A 17,908-nucleotide genomic window follows, 5' to 3' on the forward strand; every position below is an offset into this window, starting at 1 on the left:
TATAAAAAATTATTTTAGGGGGATTTTTATATGCAAGTTGTCACCTGCTGGCCAGGATATTATATACATACACGTATATGGGAATAGCTAAACGTGTTAGTTTGTTTTTGCGGGATATTAAAAAAGAATGCCCGGCACCCCGGACATCCTCCAAAATTTATTCCTGCTTATCACCAAGGGCAAATGTCAGCTCCGCTTCACAGACGAGTTCTCCATCTACGGTTGCCGTGCCTTTCCCTTTTCCGATAGCTCCTCTGACACGTGTCATTTCAACTTCAAGGCGGAGCTGGTCGCCCGGCTTGACCTGCCTTTTAAAGCGGCAGTTGTCAATGCCTGCAAAAAAAGCGAGACGCCCGCGGTTTTCTTCTTTTTTGAGCATGGCCACGGCACCGACCTGCGCCAAGGCTTCAACAATCAGCACGCCTGGCATAACCGGATAGTCCGGGAAATGCCCGTTGAAGAATTCTTCATTCGCCGTCACATTTTTGATTCCGATCGCCCTTTGCGCCTCTTCTACCTCGAGGATGCGGTCCACGAGCAGGAAAGGATAGCGGTGGGGGATGATTGCTTTGATTTGCTCTATATCCATCATAATTTAGTACCTCCTACTAATAATAGGTATCATCTATATCTTATTGTACTGTAAATGAACATAAAAAAGGAAGGGCAAACCCCCTTCCCGGCAAAAATTTATTCTTTTTCAACCAGATCCTTGATATGCATCCAGGTCGATTTTTCAAAAATATCGGATGCTTTGCCGCCGCCCATTACACTGTAGCCCACAAATGCTCCGAGGATGAGGCTTCCGGCAATTAAAATCAGCACAATGATGACTCGAAGCCAGATCGGGACAAGGCGTATGCGGATGATCCGTTTGCCGGCCGCTTTTTCTTCCGCTTTTAGCTTTTTCTTTTGTTCACGCGTGTTGGCCGCTTCCTGGTTTTTCTTCACTAGCATCGATTTTAATCCCCTTTACCTGATCCCGTTTACAAGCCCCATCATTTGGTCCGCCATTGAAATGGCCCGTGACTGGAACTGATAGGCACGCTGTACGGTAATAAGATCAGTCATTTCTTTTTGCATATTCACATTCGATTGCTCAAGCGCCCTTTGCTGGACACCTGCTTCGCCGCGAAGTGCGCCAGTCAGATCCGTCAAAACATCGATTGCATCCGCGCCGGCGGCCATTGCCAGCAGATTGCCTCCCTGCTGCTGCAGGAACTGGGGCTTGTTGACCCTGACAATGCCCAGGCTGAACTCCTGTTCCATGCCGGTGCTGTCTTTTGCTGTCAGCAGCCCATTTTCTGAAATGGCGAATTCACCGGGCAGGCCATTGATGTAAATCGGATTATCGTTCTCATCCAGGACCGCGTTGCCGGCGCTGGTGACAAGCATGCTCTCTGTATCGGATACCGGCGTCAGATAGAACGCCCCATCCCGTGTATATTGAATCTCTGAGCCTGCCTCTGTCTGGACAAGGACTTTATAAAGCTGGTTTTCTTTTGTAAAAGCCGTGTCAAGCTGGCGGTCGGTTGTTTTTATGCTGCCCTGCGCCATCACGATCTGCGACTGGGCCAGCATCGCCCCGGTCCCCTGCCTCAGCCCGTTCGGCGTCAGCCTGTTTTCATCTGCTGAGTTAGGCTGATTGGCAAACTGCTGCACAAGCAGGTCTGTGAATGTTGCTTCCCTGCGCTTGTAGCCGGTTGTATCGACATTCGCCATATTGTGGCTTGTTATATCCATCTGCTTTTGCAGCTGGGCCAGCGTGTTGCTGGCTGTAATCATCATTCTGCTCATAATATCCCCCTCATCGGGCTGCTGTTATTCGGAGAGCCGCTGGCGGCCATCATCCGATGCGGCCGACCTCATTCGCCAGTTTTTCCATGCTGCGGTCATAAGCCTGCAATACCTTCTGGTTCGCTTCAAACGCCCGGTAGGCTGTCATCATATCGGTCATCGTCCTGCTTGCATCCACATTTGAGGACTCCAGGAAGCCCTGCTGCAGGGTGAAGCCGGCTTCAGGATTATCTGCTGCCTCTGCAAGCGGCGCTCCATCTTCTGTCCGGAACAGGCCATCGCCTTCTTTGATCAGCTCTGACGGATTTTCCGAGAAGCCGAATCCAAGCTGTGCTGTTTCGCCGTTTTCGCCTGTGATTATACCTGCGCTGGTAACAGTGAAGCGGTCGCTTTCCAGCTGGATGCGGTTGTCCTGCCCGTCCAAAACATACATACCGGAAGCAGTTGTCAGAAAGCCTTCCCCATCAAGCGTAAAGTCGCCGTTGCGTGTATATCGCGGCTCGCCGTCCGCTCCTGACACCTTGAAAAATACAGAAGCGCTGATCCCTGTTTCCCCATTCTCCGGCATGTTCACGTCCACAAGGGCAAGGTCTGTATTCTGCCCGGTCTCCCTCAGATCTCCCTGAAGGAAGTTAGGTGTGTTCTCCTGCATATAAACACCCGTGTTGATGCTGCCGATTTCCTTGTTCAACGGCAGCTTAAGCCTGTTCTGAACAGGGATTTCCAGCTGCCCCGCACTTTGGAGGAGCATTTCCGGAAATGCCCTCATCGAGGATTGATCTGCCTTAAAGCCCGGAGTATTACTGTTTGCCATATTATTTGTCAGCATTTCCGTCCTGCGCTGCTGTGACAGCATTCCGGAAGCCACTGTATAAAACCCTCTAAACATGTTCCACCTCTATATATTGACCGGTAAAGACCGGACATCATTTCACCATCAAAAGGGACATATAATCATTATGCGTTACTTTCTATTATAAAAAAAAACCGCCCAATAAACAGCAGATTTTTGCAGAAAAGTGTCAATATGTGAAAAAAACAGCGGATTTTGCGGTTTAAAGGCTGGATTTTGGAGGGGGGAGCAATTTTAGAGGAAGGGGGAGCAGTGTTGGCGGTAGCTTGTGGGGAGATGGGTTATTTTATTTATGGTGGCCAGATGCCGGGTTTAGGGAGGTTAGTTTGTAAATATATGGATTTAGGAGTGATTGTTGCTGAAGCCGGCATGATTATTGGCGGATTGGGAATGATTATTGCCGAAACCGGCATGATTATCCGCAAATCCGGAATGATTATGGCCGAAGCCGGCATGATTATGAAGACGCCAGGAATGATTATCTGGAATTTTGGCATGATTTCTTCAAAATTTGGGTGAACCACCTCAAAAAATATACTGCAGTCTCTCCAATTTAAGGACATTTCCCCAAAAAACACTTAATTAATGTTCATGTTCCAGTAGAATGCAGCAATTCAGAGTCACAGAACCACCCCGAAGGCCCGGTCTGATCATTTTCATCTGCAGCCTGCTATCCAAACCCAAATAAAAAAAGCGTACGGACCCCCGCACGCTTTTTCCATTAACCTAATCTTCTCTTAGGAAGCTTATCGATATTATCAAGCATGATTCCGGTTCCGATGGCAACGCAGTCCATTGGATTTTCGGCGACGAGGACCGGCACTTTAAGTTCTTCGGCCAGCAGCATGTCGATGCCATGCAGAAGCGCTCCGCCTCCAGTAAGGATGACGCCGCGGTCGATGATGTCGGCAGAAAGCTCAGGTGGCGTCCTTTCAAGGACTGTTTTAGCAGCCTGGACGATGACTGCAACAGACTCGCGGAGAGCCTGCTCGATTTCGCCTGAGCGCACAGTAATGGTCCTTGGCAGCCCTGATACCATGTCACGGCCGCGGATGTCGATTTCTTCATCCCTGCTATCCGGGAATACAGTTGCAATATTTATTTTGATGTTCTCTGCTGTTCTCTCACCAATCAGGAGTTTGTACTCACGCTTGATGTAGTTGAGGATTTCGGCATCGAATTTGTCTCCGGCCATCTTGATGGAAGAAGATGTAACAATATCGCCCATTGAAAGGACAGCTACATCTGTTGTGCCTCCGCCGATGTCGACAACCATGTTGCCGCTTGGCTGGAAGATGTCCATGCCGGCGCCGATTGCAGCCACCTTCGGCTCTTCCTCAAGGTAAACCTTCTTGCCGCCGCTTTTTTCAGCAGCTTCCTTGATCGCTTTCTGCTCGACGCTTGTGATATTGGTCGGACAGCAGATCAGGATGCGGGGCTTGGATAAGAATCCTTTAACATTCAATTTGTTGATGAAATGCTTCAGCATAGCTTCAGTCACGTCAAAGTCGGCAATGACGCCGTCCTTCAGCGGGCGGATGGCGACGATATTGCCGGGCGTACGCCCAACCATGCGGCGCGCTTCTTCGCCGACAGCCAGCACTTTGTTATTATTCCTGTCGATCGCCACTACAGACGGCTCATTCAACACAATTCCCCGGCCTTTTACATGAATAAGTACATTGGCAGTACCCAGGTCAATTCCAATATCTCTAGCAAACATTTTACTTTTTTTCCTCCCTGCACTTAGCCAGCGCGGGCTTCCGGCTCCTGAATGAAGTTACTAACGATTTTTCCTGGCTGGCCAGTTGCCGCTGCTTCATATTTTTATGGATGCCCCCTGCACCTATCCTGCTGTCCGGCGGAAGCTGCCATAGCAGGTACAATTCAGGAGGCCTTTATGCAATAGCTCTGGACCGCCGCAAATCCTCTCATTAAGGAAGCCTTTCCAATTAAAGGTTCGGGCGGCTGACGAAGCTGCAAAGTATTTTTTCCAAGTTCTATCCTAATTGTTTATTTTATCACAATCAAACCTTAACTAGAAACATTTTGTAAAAATTATGTAGCATTCCCGCAAAATATGTCGCTGAATATTGCAAAAGCAGAAAAAAGCACAAATCCTGTCGGCTGCGCTTTCTTCCTCTCTCTTATTCATTGCCACAGCCTACTGAACAGGCTCGCCTTCCAGTTCCTCTTTTTTATATTTCATCTTTGTTGCTTCTCCCCCGCGCAGATGGCGGATCGATTTATGGTAATCAAGTATTTCCTTTACTTCGTTTGCGAGATCAGGATTGATTTCAGGAAGCCTTTCTGTCAAATCTTTATGGACTGTACTTTTGGATACGCCAAACTCCTTCGCAATCACGCGAACTGTTTTCTTCGTCTCCACGATATACTTTCCAATCTTGATAGTTCTCTCTTTGATGTAATCGTGCACACCACTCGCCCTCCCTAAATTGGATGTGAGGAGTGTGAAATGAGATCCGTTTCGCTTTTTAGAAGTTCTCCATCCCGCACATTCTGATACAACAGCTGGTAGAATCAACAATTGATTGCGGCAGAAAGCTGTGCTCTCTAATACTGCAGGGAATAATCATGTCCTTTGGGCCTGCTATTTGTAAGTCTCAAAACGACTCTGCACCTCATACTCTCACTTTTGTGTAAGGTTTGTAACATTTTATTAGCTTGGTTGAGAATATATGCACGATTACTGCAATAAGGACAAGGCCTGCCGAAAATTATTTGAAAAATTGGACATTCATCTCCCTCTTACTAGTTCACTCTGGATATTGAATTCCGCTTCCCCCTTCCTTTGTCCCCTAGGTGATGAGGGACGAAATAACCAATTTTCGACAATCCCCGACAAATTTCTAGGCTATTCTGCCCTATGGGCATTTACTATCTTTTTTTTCATTTACTCCTTTTAATAGGGAAATCCATAATCGTTTCGCTCTATATTTTTGAAAATGACATGCCGGACACTGGGCATAAGTCCTCCTTAACAGAAAAAAGAATGGTTCTTACAGCAGGATCGCCCTCGTTTTTTTTCATGAGTTTATCCCTATTGCCGGAGGGTATTGATTACCATAAAATGAACTCTGGCTCAGTGTTCATAAATTTGGTTTTACATCCAACTTTATCCAACTACTTATAAAAAGGCGGGTTGTTCTATGGAACATACTATTACGATGACAAGAAAGGAACGTATAGAAGCAAGCAGGCAAAAAGGCAAGAAGAAGGCTGCAGCCATTTCCCTGTCAGCGGCATTCACTCTGTCCTCGGTTTTGGCAGCTGGCACAGGCCATGCACAGGCTGAAGCACAAACGGTATACAGCGTGAAGAAAGGCGATTCTCTTTATAAAATCTCAAAAACCTATGACGTTTCTGTTTCCGAGCTGAAAACAGCGAATAATCTTACCGGCAATCTTATTTTTCCAGGACAGCAATTGGAGATACCTGAAGCAGACAGGATGGCAGAACCACCGGCACCTGACCAGGAAACACCTGCAGACATTTCCGTCTACACTGTACAGGCAGGAGACAGTCTTTGGGAATTGTCCCGACGCTTCCAGACCCCGATAGAGACGATCAAAAGGCTGAATGGTCTGAACAGCAATTTCCTCCTGATCGGCCAGAAACTGATCATCCATGTGGAGACTCCTTATGTAGATGCACAAGTGGTTGGCGCAGCTGATAACTTTACTGTGGAATTCAAGTTAGAGGACGGATATGTGGCATTAAAAGTGGCTTATGGAACTGCCACGGACTATCAGAAGCTCTCCGGCCAAAAAGTAAAGATTTCATATAAAGACGGTGCTCTTGTTTCTATGAAGAAATAATATTTCCCGAGAAATTTGTCGATAGCCGCAAAAAAAGCCGTACAGTCTCTTTTGTGAAAAAGAGAGCCGCACAGCCTTATCAGGAGAGCTGTTAAACGGATTTGGAATTCCCCTCATCCAACCACACTTCCCCATCTTTATAGATCATCTGTTCAGGATAGCGCAGATTGATTACTTCCTCCTGAATTTTCCTGGATGGAGCCTCGGTGGCCTTCGATACTATGATATTGGTCAGGAAGGCCGCTGCTGCCCCAAAGACGCCCGCTCCTGTATCGATAATGCCCAGTATTGTGAAGCCGCCGTATTTTGCGGCAAAGATATATGCCAGGGTCACGCCCAGACCGACAAGTAGGCCGGAGATGACCCCTTTTGCATTGGACCGCTTCCACCAGACGCCAAGAACGAGTGCCGGGAAGAAGGTTCCTGTAGCAAGAGCGAATGCCCATGCGACAATCTGGGTAATGGCTCCCGGCGGATTCAAGGCGATCAGGCCTGCCAGAAGCGTCGCGACGACGATGGACCAGCGGGCAACGCTAAGCCTTGTTTTTTCAGTAGAATTTGGCTTCCAGACCCGATAGAAAATATCATGTGCAAATGAAGACGAAATGGCGATCATCAGCCCGCCAGCCGTTGACAGGGCGGCTGCCATGGCGCCGGCTGCAACAAGGCCGATGACGAACACGCCGAGATTCGCAATCTCCGGTGTTGCCATGACGACAATATCATTGGAGATGATCAGTTCACTCCACTGCAGGATGCCGTCTCCATTCCCATCAGCGAGCTGCAGCTTTCCTGTATCAACCCATGTTTTGGTCCAGGCCGGAAGCTCGCTGATACTGCTGCCGGCAACCTTTGTCATCAGGATGAACCGGGAGAAAGCAGCATAAGCCGGTGCAGAAAGATACAGCAATCCGATGAAAAGCAAGGCCCAGGCCCCTGACCAGCGGGCAGCCTTCATCGTAGAAACCGTATAGAAGCGGACAATGACGTGAGGCAGTCCTGCCGTCCCTGCCATCAGTGTGAACATAAGCGCAAGGAACTGCCATTTAGTGCCGTTCGTAAACGGCGCGAAGTATTCAGAGATCCCGAGCTCCCTATCAAGTTCACCCATCTTGCCGACGAGCTCCCCGTAAGAAATCCAGGGAAGCGGATTATTGGTAAGCTGCAGAGACATGAAAATGACCGGAATCAGGTAGGCAATAATTAAAATGACATACTGTGCCACCTGTGTCCAGGTGATTCCCTTCATCCCGCCGAAAGCCGCATAAAAGGCGATCAACACAACCCCGATCATGGTCCCGAGCTTGGCATCGATCTCAAATAAGCGCCCGATTACCACGCCCGATCCTGACAGCTGGCCGATGGAATAAGTAAATGAAATGACGATTGTACAGATGGCGGCAATGACCCTCGCTGTATGGCTGTTATAGCGGTCGCCGATGAACTCCGGAACAGTATAGCGGCCGTACTTGCGCAGCTGCGGCGCCAATAGGAATGTCAAGAGCAGGTAGCCGCCCGTCCAGCCCATAATATAGGCAAGGCCGTCGTAGCCGAGCAGCATGATCGTCCCGGCCATCCCGATGAAGGAAGCTGCACTCATCCAGTCGGCGCCGATTGCCATCCCATTGAAAATCGGCGGGACCCCCCGCCCTGCCACATAGAAATCCGAGGTTGCACGCGCCTTATTATAGACAGCAATGCCGATATACAGCGCAAATGTAGCCAGAATAATTGATAATGAGACCAAAAACTGTGTATCCATGTAATCCCCCTTAAAAGGTTTCTATCCTCACGCAAGCATTCTAGTGGTCCAGCACCTTCCCTGTGCTGATCTGTTCATTTTTATCCTCATCAATCCCATATTTGCGGTCAATGGCATCGCTGAGCTTCGCATTCACAAATAAAAGAATGATAAACGTTATGACTGCCCCCTGCGCGCCCATGAAATAGTGGAACGGGAATCCGTTGATCGTAATTCCGCTTAGCGGCTCCGCGAATAGCACTACCCCGTAGGAAACGATGAACCAGATAGCAAAATAGATGATCATGTTTCTCGTTTTTTCGCGAAAATAACTGTCTGCAGCTGCCTTATCAATTTTTTTCAACCTTTTGCACCTCGCAATTAATGGATTTCCTCTCATTTGGAAGCGTATTCATTTACTAGGTCAATTCCCTCCTTATTAAAGAGTTATATTCTAATCGGCCCGCCGCTGTAAAAGGCGGCAGATCCGGATCAGCTGAGGCTGAAGATGAACTTGATGGTATCGAGAAAAGGCACAGGGACCAGGATGATTTGGACGAGGAAGTAAACGAATATCCCCAGAAAAGGAATCGCAAGGAAGATGGTCTTTTTCTGGCGCAGCGCAAGAAAGAGGCAGAATGCTGTCAATAGAAGCACAATAATAAGAGTCGGCAAGTAGTTCCCCCCCAATGCAGTTGAAATAATAGACTAAATTTTATGAAAATTTTAACTATATTATCACTTGAAACTCTCTCAGGGTCAAGATATTTCCACAGACATATTTCTTCAAATCAAAAAGGTGTCCATTTCGTAGAGGACACCTTTTCACTGTTAATTTAAATCTACTTGTAACTCCAGCCCTTCCAGCTTTGTTATATTTCTCTCTAGAACACTTACCATTAACTCTTCAGCTCCCAATAGAGTTTTAAATTTCACTACATAGCCTTCAGCAGCTTTCTGATTGATCCCCCTTATTGATTTTCCTGAAGATTTGTCTGTTAGAATCGGGGTGGTTCCCATTCCCTTCAGCTCGCCTTCAGGCTGATAATATATCCAAACCTCTCCCTCTTTTTGTTTAACATTGGTAATCTCAACTCCCCCATAGGAATCTTGTTCAAGATAAAAAGGCAGCTTCTCTTTAAGGGGCTTTTCGTTATAACTGGCCTCTCCAAAAGTCCTTAAATATGGTGTGATTGTCAGGGACTTTGGCTGACTTTCTGCAGGCTCATAATATTCATTGAACTCCTCGGAAAACATACCCTCCTCTTGGCTGCCCCCGGTGGCGCCAGAGATCAAATGAGCAAAGCCTTTATCATCCTGGTCTTTGATATCAAAAACATAGGAACCGTTTTTAGCATTATATTTTTCCATTGATTCCCTCATAGTTATTACCACTTGGGTTCCGCTTGGAGCAAATGAGACTTTATTAAGTGTCATACTAACTTCGCCATTTTCTACTGTGTTATTAGGACTGGCTGAGTAGTAATCCTCTCCTGCTTTTTCCACTGGAAAATCAAAGCTCATTTTTGTACCTTTCTCTCCCAGAATCATTGCATTTATCCCGAGATTAAACTCCTCAGGCAAATTCCCATACAAATGAAACTCATATAAATATTTATCTTTCTCATCTGTAAAAGAATTCCCTGCTGAATATTCCATGTATGGTTTTCCATCTACAGATAAATTAAATTCAGGCAATAAAGGGTAACCTAGTTTGTCCTCTATATTCTCTCCCGCGATAGAATATACAATCGCCAACCGGGTCCCATCATACAAGAACTCATGCAGGGTAATGCTTGTTCCATCTTTTTCAACAGTCTGATCTATCTTTGTAAAAAGACCTTCCTTTTTGGCCCGCTGAATTCCAATATCACCAAATAATTTCTGGTCTTCGCCTGTCTCATTAATGGCCTTCTCTGTATCTGGCGAAGCCTGATTTTCTTTTGTCGGCAGAATGTTGTAACTTAGGAGCAGGAAAACGGCAATCAACGGCGCTGCTATCATGATGAGCGGCGGACCAAACTTCATTTTCTTCCTGGCTGACTTTTGCGGCTGGGCTTGCGCTTTCTGCAAAACTTCCTGCATATCGGTGTCTGAAAAATTGAGGTTCTCCCCATATTTTTTTATAAATGCCTGTTCCAAGGATCTTTTCCTAGTCATAAAGAAATTCCTCCCTTAATTTAGGCAGCAGCTTATTTTTCCCTCTTCGTATCCTCGTTTTTACTGTTTCCACGGAAACAGATAGAACCTCAGCAATTTCCCTGGACTCTAGTTCATGGATATACCGCAAAATAAGAACTTCACGGTACTTTTTGCTTAAGCTCATAATTTCTGCAACGACTTGTTCGTCATCCAATTTATCCATCGTGATGGTTTCAGGCGTATGATAGCTTGCCTGTTTCATCGTGCTGTTTTGGAGGAACATCCTCCTAATATACTGTGACTTCAAATAGTCTTTACATTGATTGATTGTGATTCTATAGAGCCATGTCTTAATGGAAGAACGCTTTTCGAATGTATGGTAATGGGTATAGCATTTTATAAAAACGTTTTGAATGATATCCTTTGAAACTTCTACGTCCTTGACATATGAGTAAGCCAAGATGGAGAGCTCTGTTCCGTAACTTTTCATAATACCGGTGATGATATTGTCCAAATCAACTTCCCGTATATCCTGTTGGTTCAACTTTAGTCCCCCTTTCTCATTCTTAGACGCCTCAGTGAAGTGAGGAGGTTCAAATTTCTTACAGGAAATCAAATAAGCTATTATGACGAAAGAAAAAGCCCAGCCAATTGGCTGAGCCTGCAACTTATCTTATACCAGCTCTTCTATCATCAGTTTCACTGCTTCCTCCAAATCGCTGTCAGACCAGCTTGGAAGGCTGCGTTTACTTTTGGCGGCGAGCTGGTGGGAAGCCGGGATGTGGATGAATCCGGCCGGGATCTCCCTCCCGCTCTTCTTTATTTCGTGCAGGATCGTGTACATGACATTATTGCATAGGTATGTTCCTGCTGTGTTTGAAATTTCAGCGGGCAGACCGTTTTCTTTTAATCTGTTGACCATCTTCCTGATTGGAAGAGTAGAGAAATAGCCGTCCGGGCCATCCTCTTCGATCGGCGAATCTTCCAGCTTTGCTCCGCTGTTGTCAGGTTCGCCGTCGCGGCAGTTGATGGCAATCCGCTCTGGTGTGATGCTGTTCCTGCCTCCAGCCAGCCCTAGCGAAATGACAGTATCCGGCTGGTGCTCCTGGTAGGCTTCCAATATTTTCACCGGTGATTCTTTAAAGTCGACAGGAAGCAGGACTCCTGTAATTTCATAGTCTCCAATCTTTTTCCCATTCAGGGCTTCCACGACCTTTTCCGTCGGGTTGATTGGAAATTCCAAAAATGGTTCAAAGCCTGTCAGTAGCAGTTTCTTCATCATGTTCCTCCTTTACCAGCTTGCAATCGTTCCGTCTGTGCGCGGCTCTGTGCCGCCTGTCAGCACGCCTGTTTCCGGGTTGCGGGTGATAACCTGCCCCCGGCCAAAGCCGCCTGTGTCGTGGGCAACCTTGATTTCATGGCCTTTGGCGGCAAGCTGCTTCACGAGATGGTTAGCCATTGTGTATTCAACTTCTATTTTATTGCCTTCAACCCACTGCCAGCGCGGTGCGTCAAGGGCTGCCTGAGGATTCAGCTTGAAGTCGATCATATTCATCGCAACCTGCACATGGCCCTGCGGCTGCATGTATCCGCCCATCACGCCGAACGGCCCCACTGCGTCGCTGCCTTTCGTGATAAAGCCGGGGATGATCGTGTGATAGGTCTTCTTGCCAGGTGCAAGGGCATTTTCGTGGCTTGGGTCAAGGGAGAAATCATGCCCCCTGTTCTGCAGGCCGATTCCGGTGCCCGGCACGACCACGCCTGAACCGAAGCCCATATAATTGCTCTGTATGAAAGAAACCATATTTCCTTCCCCATCAGCTGTAGACAGATAGACAGTGCCGCCCTTTGGCAGGGTGCCTGGCTCCGGAAGGCGGGCTTCATCTGTGATCTTCCTGCGGGACGCTTCTGCATAGCTGTCAGAAAGCATGTCTTCTACCTTCGTCTTCATGAAGGCAGGGTCTGTAATATAAGTCTTGCCGTCTGTAAAAGCCTGCTTCATCGCTTCCAGCTGCAGATGAAGCTGTTCAGCGTCTTCACGATGGGTGAACTCATAGCCTTTTAAAATATTCAGGGCCATCAGCGCTACCAGTCCCTGGCCATTCGGCGGGATTTCCCAAATATCGTAGCCGCGGTAGTTGACTGAAATCGGGTCCACCCACTCAGCTTTATAGCCTTCCAGGTCTTCTTTGGAAAGGAAGCCTCCGCCCTCTTCAGATGCCTTGGCAATCTTATCGGCAAGTTCGCCGCGGTAGAAGCTTTCAGCGTTCGTTTCAGCAATCGCTTCGAGTGTTCTTGCGTGATCTTCTGACTTCCACATTTCACCGATTTCCGGAGCTTTGCCATTTGGCGCGAAAACTTTGAACCATTCTTCATATTCAGGGCCGGTAAAGCGCTTTTTATAAATCTTATGAGCTCCTGCCCAATATTTCCCGAGAATCGGAGAAACAGGATAGCCATTGCGTGCATAGTCGATGGCCGGCTGAAGCACTTCTTTTAAAGGCAGGCGGCCAAACCGCTTGGACAGCTCTGCCCATGCAGAAGGAGCGCCAGGCACGGTGACAGGCACCCAGCCGTGTGATGGCATGGATTCATGGCCCTTCTCCTTTACCTTCTCGATGCTGATGTTTTGCGGGGACGGTCCGCTTCCGTTCAGCCCGTACAGCGAATCATTCGTCCAAACAAGCGCGAATGCATCCCCGCCGATCCCGTTCGAGGTCGGCTCTACGACCGTCAGGCAGGCCGCAGTCGCGATTGCCGCATCAATGGCATTCCCGCCTTTTTTCATTATGTCGAGCCCAGCCTGGGCAGCAAGGGGCTGGGAGGTCGCAACCATCCCGTTCCGCGCAATTGAAGCCATCCGCTGTGACTGATATGGATATGTAAGATATGAAGACAAATTCATTTCCCCCTCTATTGATGGTGCAGGGCACCAGCTAGGCAAAACCTTCGCCTTGCGAAATATTATACCAGAGAATAGGGGGAAGTGTCGAAAAATTATGAATGAGTGATTATTCTGAGTGTAGTTTTGGTTGAGGAGTTCAGTGTTTGATTGGAAAGAGGGGGAATTTTAGAATGGATTGGCCATAGGAGGGGTCCGGAAATTTCGTTTATTAGCAACTTTTTGAGTTTATTAGCAACTTTTTCATTTTATTAGCAACTTTTCCCGGATATTAGCAACTTTTCCATTTTATTAGCAACTTTCCGGATATATTAGCAACTTTTCCATTTTATTAGCAACTAGCCCCCAATGAGCAGCCCGCCAGCCCAGCCCGTCCCGAAAGCAACTCCCCATTCACAACGAAAAAGCCCGCCATCATCACGGCGGGCTTTTCCATTCCTATTATGCGTTTTCGCTGTTCAGGCTGGCGTCAGATGAATCATTGGACTCTTCTTCCTGATCTCCGGAAGTGTCTTTGTCCTGATCTTCTTTATCGCCTGCATTTTTGTCTTCTTTATCTTCTGCTGCTTTATCGTCTTCAGCGGCTTTTTTCTCGTCGGCTGGTTCTTCTGTTCCAGTTGCGGCATCGTCAGCTTCTTCGCCTTCAGCTGCTGCATCGCTGTCACTTTCTTCAGAAGCACCGCTGTCGTCTGCTGCACCAGTGTTGTCAGTCGGTGCGGCTTCCTGAAGCGCGCTTAATGGCTTATTGAAGTAGTCAAGCGGGTTGACAGGTACATTGTCCTTGCGGATTTCAAAGTGTACATGGACGCCTGCTTCTTCGTTAAATAGGCTTTGGCCGGCTTTTGCAAGTGCTTGTCCTTGTTCAACCTGGTCGCCTTGTTTTACACTAACATCTGTAACCGATTGATATTGTGTTACAATACCTTTGTCATGCTCGATTTCGATCACATTTCCTAACAGCGCATCTTCATCCACTCTTGTGACAGTCCCGCTCAGGGCTGCTTTCACTTCGAAAGATTCGCCATCTTTTTGGGCGATATCAATTCCAGTGTTTGGATGGTACGTGTTATTGTAGAAAACCAATGCTGCTTCCTGTTCTTCTTTCTTGCCTGTGTAATCATAGAACTGCTTTTGGATTTCGACTGAATCCTGGTCGGCTACCGGCATTACAAAGTTTTCCATTGAGCGGGTAACTTCTACTGATGGTTCATCGAATTTCTTCTCGGCAACATCAGTATCGCTGTAATCATACTCATCAGACGCATTGTTCGAGTTTTGATACCAAAGAACCGCGGTTAGAATGATTGCTGCGCTCGCCAGATAGATAGCCGGGAATGCCCACCTTTTTTTCATAAAGCGCTTGAAACCTGAATCCTGAGAAGATCGTTGCTTTTCTTCCTCTCTCATTTTATCATCACCTCAGCAATCATTCTGAACAGATTGCGGGTTTTATATACATACCGGAAAAAAATTTTTTAATGCTTATTTTTCGACAAAGCTTTCCGCTTTATGCATGAAAGATCAAAATAATTTTAAGGAGACAAATAATGAAGTGGATTATACGAGTTTTGCCATTCTTATATATGGGGCTGATCTGGTTTTTATCGAGCATGCCGTCTGATGCCGTCGTCGCCTTGCCTGATTCAAAGGTCGACAGCTTCTTGAAGGAATCGATGCATCTGATAGAGTTTGCCATCCTTTATTTCCTGCTCGTGCTGGCCTTTTTGACAGGCGGGCATTTCACGAAAAAGCTTAACATCATCCTTGCTGTCATTGCTGCACTCTACGGCGTGACAGACGAAATCCATCAGTCCTTCATCCCGGCACGGTCTTCTTCTCTGATCGATGTGGCAAAGGATTGGATCGGTGTTGCCGCTGTTTATTATTTTGTCTATCAGGCAAGGTTCGGCGATCGCTTCAAACTGCTTGCAAGCTTTTTAAAAAGCATAGAGAACATAAAAAAATAGGAGTGGGGTCTGACCCCATTCCTATTTTTTTGCTGTTATTTTTGTTAATGCCTGATCAGCTGAGACAATTTCGACGCCTTTATAATAGTATGTGACGATATCCTTGAAGGATTTCCCTTCTGCTGCCATCCCGTTGGCCCCGTATTGGCTCATCCCGACACCGTGCCCGAATCCTTTGGTGGTGATGACAATATTATCGCCCTTGCGCTCCCACGTGAAGTCGGTAGATCTGAGTCCGAGATCTGTGCGAATCGTCGTGCCTTCCAGAACCTTGCCGTTAATATCCACCTTGCCGACTCTCTTTCCGGCCGTTCTTTCGATGACAGTGCCAATCGTATTGTCAGCAGGCAGCTTTACGCCGAGCTTTGCTTCGAATTCTGCGACTGTGATTTCTTTCTGCGCCTGGTATTTAGGTGTTCCTACATCCCATGGGCTTTCCACGCTTTTCAGATATGGCATGGCATTGGACCAGACTTCTTCCGAGCTTTCGGTATAGCCGTTTGCCGTGGAGAAGAATTGGGCTTCAATCGGTTTGCCTTCATATGTCAGGATCTGGCCGTTCGTTTCAGTCACAGCCTCTTTGATCTTTTTGATTTTCCAGCTGTAATCCTTTTGCCAGATTTTTTTCAGTTCAGCCTCATTTTTATAGACCTGATGGTTCTCCGTATCGGTTACGATGGCCCCATCCGGCAGCCCTTCTGTCACCTTGCCCATCATTTGCCTGACAATATAGGTCCTGGCTGTCAATGCCTGTGCCTTCAGGGCTTCTTTTTCAAAGTCGGCCGGCATTTCAGAGGCGACCACCCCGACTACATAATCCTCAAGAGGAAGGGTTTCTACTTTTTTGGCCATAGTGCGGTATACAGACACGTCAATTGCCGGTCCTGCAGGCTTGGCAGGTGCTGACGGCTTTTCCTGCTGCTGAAGCTCCTCGCCCAGCTTGCCGCTGACTTTTGCATCTTTGAATGGGAGGACGAGCAGCGTAGGGATCATCAGGGTTGTCACGAGCAGTAGGGCGGCTAGTAGTGCGATCGGTTTAAATTTAATCATGAATTATGCCTCCATATCGAATGATTGTCAAATAACCAAATGGCCATCTCCATTCATTCATATGGTTTTGGACAGGCTTTTATGACTAGAATAATCAGTCCGCAGAAGGCTTTTGCTGTTAGAAGGATTGACGAGTGACACAGCATTAAGAATAGATTACACATTCACCATGATCAGTCGTAAAACCAGGCACTCCGCATAAAATCAAAAAACCGCAGAACCTTATCGTCAGATATCAGACAACAAGGTTCTACGGTTTTATTGAGACGGATCCGGAATGCTCAATTAAGCATTCATATCGGATACGTAAGTGTCTTCGGAAATTGTTTCTTCCACTTCTGTGATGCGTTCGATGTCAGCGCCAAGGGCTGCCAGCTTGTTGTGGAAGCCGACATAGCCGCGGTCAAGATGCTTAAGTTCTGTTACGCGGGTAACGCCTTCAGCGACCAGGCCAGTCAGGATCAGGGCTGCTGCAGCACGAAGATCTGTTGCTGCAACCTCTGCGCCTTGCAGATTGGATGGTCCATTCATGACAACGGAACGGCCTTCGATTTTAACTTCGGCATTCATCCTGCGGAATTCCTCTACATGCATGAAGCGGTTTTCGAATACCGTTTCAGTGATCATGCTGGTTCCTTTTGCACGAAGCAAGAGGGCCATCATCTGTGACTGCATGTCAGTCGGGAAGCCGGGGTGAGGCATAGTCTTGATATCAACAGCCTTCAGCTTGTCAGGGCCTATGACACGGACTCCTTCACCTTCCTCGATGAAAGTAACACCCATTTCTTCCATTTTGGCAATCAGGGATGTCATGTGTTCCGGAACTGCATTTTGTACCAGCACATCTCCGCCTGTGATAGCAGCTGCTACCATGAAGGTGCCTGCCTCGATGCGGTCAGGGATGATGTTGTGGACTGCTCCGAAAAGCACGTCGACGCCTTCGATCTTGATTGTGCCTGTGCCTGCACCTTTAACTTTTGCCCCCATTTTATTGAGGAAGTTGGCGAGGTCGACAATCTCAGGCTCTTTGGCAACATTCTCGATGATTGTTGTGCCCTTTGCAAGGGTTGCAGCCATCATGATGTTTTCAGTTGCCCCGACACTCGGGAAGTCCAGATATATTTTTGCTCCCTTCAGGCGGTCTTCTACTTCCGCTTCAATGAAGCCATTTCCTACTTTTACCTTAGCACCCATAGCTTCAAAGCCTTTCAGGTGCTGGTCGATCGGACGTGATCCAATTGCACAGCCTCCAGGCAGTGCGACACGGGCACGGCCGTTACGCGCGAGCAATGAACCCATTACAAGTACAGATGCGCGCATTTTGCGAACATATTCAAACGGTGCCTCAACCTTAAGCTCTCTTGATGCATCCACGATGACTTCGTTATTTTTAAACTCCACTTCGGCGTTTAAATTGCGTAATACTTCATTGATGGTGTATACATCGGAGAGAGTCGGCACATCACGAATTACGCTTTTTCCATCACTTGCTAACAGTGTAGCGGCGATAACAGGCAAGACAGCATTTTTTGCTCCTTCTACTTTAACAGTACCGCTTAGCCTTTTTCCGCCGCGGACGATGATTTTTTCCAAAGTGTATTCCCCTCCGCGTCCAAT

General features: G+C 47.4%; 19 protein-coding genes. 3 read left to right on the forward strand and 16 right to left on the reverse strand.

Going from position 1 to position 17,908, the window contains the following annotated elements:
- Positions 1 to 157 precede the first annotated feature (157 nt).
- From fabZ to AC4E8B_RS22850, 4 genes are all read right to left on the reverse strand, one after another.
- On the reverse strand, positions 158 to 592 hold the full coding sequence (gene fabZ, locus AC4E8B_RS22835) for a 3-hydroxyacyl-ACP dehydratase FabZ (protein WP_490215782.1): 435 nt from the start codon (positions 590 to 592) through the stop codon (positions 158 to 160).
- 98 nt (positions 593 to 690) lie between these two features.
- Positions 691 to 957 carry a DNA-directed RNA polymerase subunit beta gene (locus tag AC4E8B_RS22840; protein WP_490215783.1) on the reverse strand — a complete coding sequence of 89 codons (267 nt, stop codon included), beginning with the start codon at positions 955 to 957 and terminating at the stop codon, positions 691 to 693.
- A 15-nt stretch (positions 958 to 972) separates the two neighbouring features.
- On the reverse strand, positions 973 to 1,797 hold the full coding sequence (locus AC4E8B_RS22845; protein ID WP_490215785.1) for a flagellar hook-basal body protein: 825 nt from the start codon (positions 1,795 to 1,797) through the stop codon (positions 973 to 975).
- A gap of 49 nt (positions 1,798 to 1,846) precedes the next feature.
- The gene (locus tag AC4E8B_RS22850) at positions 1,847 to 2,686 is read right to left on the reverse strand and encodes a flagellar hook-basal body protein (protein WP_490215786.1); all 840 of its coding nucleotides are present in this window, start codon (positions 2,684 to 2,686) and stop codon (positions 1,847 to 1,849) included.
- Positions 2,687 to 2,845: 159 nt separating this feature from the next.
- On the opposite strand from AC4E8B_RS22850, the gene AC4E8B_RS22855 reads away from it, so the two are divergent.
- Positions 2,846 to 3,169 carry a hypothetical protein gene (locus AC4E8B_RS22855; protein ID WP_490215788.1) on the forward strand — a complete coding sequence of 108 codons (324 nt, stop codon included), beginning with the start codon at positions 2,846 to 2,848 and terminating at the stop codon, positions 3,167 to 3,169.
- A 202-nt stretch (positions 3,170 to 3,371) separates the two neighbouring features.
- On the opposite strand, the gene AC4E8B_RS22860 is transcribed toward AC4E8B_RS22855, so the two are convergent.
- Positions 3,372 to 4,373, reverse strand: coding sequence for a rod shape-determining protein (locus AC4E8B_RS22860; RefSeq protein ID WP_009792669.1), 1,002 nt, complete (start codon positions 4,371 to 4,373; stop codon positions 3,372 to 3,374).
- Positions 4,374 to 4,814: 441 nt separating this feature from the next.
- Positions 4,815 to 5,087, reverse strand: a complete 273-nt coding sequence (spoIIID, locus tag AC4E8B_RS22865) for a sporulation transcriptional regulator SpoIIID (RefSeq protein ID WP_009792667.1) — start codon at positions 5,085 to 5,087, stop codon at positions 4,815 to 4,817.
- A gap of 733 nt (positions 5,088 to 5,820) precedes the next feature.
- Here spoIIID and AC4E8B_RS22870 point away from each other — a divergent pair.
- A complete protein-coding gene (locus tag AC4E8B_RS22870; protein WP_490215789.1) occupies positions 5,821 to 6,489 on the forward strand; it encodes a LysM peptidoglycan-binding domain-containing protein in 669 nt (222 codons plus the stop codon).
- A 91-nt stretch (positions 6,490 to 6,580) separates the two neighbouring features.
- On the opposite strand, the gene AC4E8B_RS22875 is transcribed toward AC4E8B_RS22870, so the two are convergent.
- From AC4E8B_RS22875 to spoIIQ, 8 genes are all read right to left on the reverse strand, one after another.
- On the reverse strand, positions 6,581 to 8,251 hold the full coding sequence (locus tag AC4E8B_RS22875) for a sodium:solute symporter family protein (RefSeq protein WP_490215790.1): 1,671 nt from the start codon (positions 8,249 to 8,251) through the stop codon (positions 6,581 to 6,583).
- Positions 8,252 to 8,291: 40 nt separating this feature from the next.
- Positions 8,292 to 8,594, reverse strand: a complete 303-nt coding sequence (locus AC4E8B_RS22880; protein ID WP_490215791.1) for a DUF4212 domain-containing protein — start codon at positions 8,592 to 8,594, stop codon at positions 8,292 to 8,294.
- A 128-nt stretch (positions 8,595 to 8,722) separates the two neighbouring features.
- Positions 8,723 to 8,905: a hypothetical protein gene (locus AC4E8B_RS22885; RefSeq protein ID WP_490215792.1), complete on the reverse strand. Its 183-nt coding sequence runs from the start codon at positions 8,903 to 8,905 to the stop codon at positions 8,723 to 8,725.
- 156 nt (positions 8,906 to 9,061) lie between these two features.
- Positions 9,062 to 10,390 carry a DUF4179 domain-containing protein gene (locus AC4E8B_RS22890; protein ID WP_490215794.1) on the reverse strand — a complete coding sequence of 443 codons (1,329 nt, stop codon included), beginning with the start codon at positions 10,388 to 10,390 and terminating at the stop codon, positions 9,062 to 9,064.
- Positions 10,383 to 10,916: a sigma-70 family RNA polymerase sigma factor gene (locus tag AC4E8B_RS22895; RefSeq protein WP_490215796.1), complete on the reverse strand. Its 534-nt coding sequence runs from the start codon at positions 10,914 to 10,916 to the stop codon at positions 10,383 to 10,385. The genes AC4E8B_RS22890 and AC4E8B_RS22895 overlap by 8 nt, the downstream gene beginning before the upstream one ends.
- 129 nt (positions 10,917 to 11,045) lie before the next feature.
- Positions 11,046 to 11,651 carry a pyroglutamyl-peptidase I gene (pcp, locus tag AC4E8B_RS22900; protein WP_490219855.1) on the reverse strand — a complete coding sequence of 202 codons (606 nt, stop codon included), beginning with the start codon at positions 11,649 to 11,651 and terminating at the stop codon, positions 11,046 to 11,048.
- Between the two features lie 12 nt (positions 11,652 to 11,663).
- A complete protein-coding gene (gene ggt, locus AC4E8B_RS22905) occupies positions 11,664 to 13,277 on the reverse strand; it encodes a gamma-glutamyltransferase (RefSeq protein ID WP_490215797.1) in 1,614 nt (537 codons plus the stop codon).
- Positions 13,278 to 13,715: 438 nt separating this feature from the next.
- Complete coding sequence (gene spoIIQ / locus AC4E8B_RS22910) at positions 13,716 to 14,681, reverse strand: stage II sporulation protein SpoIIQ (RefSeq protein WP_490215799.1); 966 nt, start codon at positions 14,679 to 14,681, stop codon at positions 13,716 to 13,718.
- Between the two features lie 140 nt (positions 14,682 to 14,821).
- Here spoIIQ and AC4E8B_RS22915 point away from each other — a divergent pair, with 140 nt between their 5' ends.
- Complete coding sequence (locus AC4E8B_RS22915; RefSeq protein WP_490215801.1) at positions 14,822 to 15,241, forward strand: VanZ family protein; 420 nt, start codon at positions 14,822 to 14,824, stop codon at positions 15,239 to 15,241.
- 21 nt (positions 15,242 to 15,262) lie between these two features.
- Here AC4E8B_RS22915 and spoIID read toward each other — a convergent pair whose 3' ends face one another.
- Both spoIID and murA read right to left on the reverse strand, forming a co-directional pair.
- Complete coding sequence (spoIID, locus tag AC4E8B_RS22920) at positions 15,263 to 16,291, reverse strand: stage II sporulation protein D (protein ID WP_490215802.1); 1,029 nt, start codon at positions 16,289 to 16,291, stop codon at positions 15,263 to 15,265.
- 285 nt (positions 16,292 to 16,576) lie between these two features.
- Positions 16,577 to 17,884 carry a UDP-N-acetylglucosamine 1-carboxyvinyltransferase gene (gene murA, locus AC4E8B_RS22925; RefSeq protein ID WP_490215804.1) on the reverse strand — a complete coding sequence of 436 codons (1,308 nt, stop codon included), beginning with the start codon at positions 17,882 to 17,884 and terminating at the stop codon, positions 16,577 to 16,579.
- Between the last annotated feature and the right edge of the window lie 24 nt (positions 17,885 to 17,908).

This window comes from Bacillus sp. SRL543 (assembly GCF_984799205.1).

Excerpts from the sequence above, each read along its gene's own strand:
- AC4E8B_RS22875 (WP_490215790.1), bottom strand. The coding sequence starts at position 8,251 with ATGGATACACAGTTTTTGGTCTCATTATCAATTATTCTGGCTACATTT.
- fabZ (WP_490215782.1), bottom strand. The coding sequence starts at position 592 with ATGATGGATATAGAGCAAATCAAAGCAATCATCCCCCACCGCTATCCT.
- AC4E8B_RS22870 (WP_490215789.1), top strand. The coding sequence starts at position 5,821 with ATGGAACATACTATTACGATGACAAGAAAGGAACGTATAGAAGCAAGC.
- AC4E8B_RS22915 (WP_490215801.1), top strand. The coding sequence starts at position 14,822 with ATGAAGTGGATTATACGAGTTTTGCCATTCTTATATATGGGGCTGATC.
- AC4E8B_RS22850 (WP_490215786.1), bottom strand. The coding sequence starts at position 2,686 with ATGTTTAGAGGGTTTTATACAGTGGCTTCCGGAATGCTGTCACAGCAG.
- AC4E8B_RS22890 (WP_490215794.1), bottom strand. The coding sequence starts at position 10,390 with ATGACTAGGAAAAGATCCTTGGAACAGGCATTTATAAAAAAATATGGG.
- AC4E8B_RS22840 (WP_490215783.1), bottom strand. The coding sequence starts at position 957 with ATGCTAGTGAAGAAAAACCAGGAAGCGGCCAACACGCGTGAACAAAAG.
- spoIIQ (WP_490215799.1), bottom strand. The coding sequence starts at position 14,681 with ATGAGAGAGGAAGAAAAGCAACGATCTTCTCAGGATTCAGGTTTCAAG.
- spoIID (WP_490215802.1), bottom strand. The coding sequence starts at position 16,291 with ATGATTAAATTTAAACCGATCGCACTACTAGCCGCCCTACTGCTCGTG.
- ggt (WP_490215797.1), bottom strand. The coding sequence starts at position 13,277 with ATGAATTTGTCTTCATATCTTACATATCCATATCAGTCACAGCGGATG.
- pcp (WP_490219855.1), bottom strand. The coding sequence starts at position 11,651 with ATGAAGAAACTGCTACTGACAGGCTTTGAACCATTTTTGGAATTTCCA.
- AC4E8B_RS22845 (WP_490215785.1), bottom strand. The coding sequence starts at position 1,797 with ATGAGCAGAATGATGATTACAGCCAGCAACACGCTGGCCCAGCTGCAA.
- AC4E8B_RS22860 (WP_009792669.1), bottom strand. The coding sequence starts at position 4,373 with ATGTTTGCTAGAGATATTGGAATTGACCTGGGTACTGCCAATGTACTT.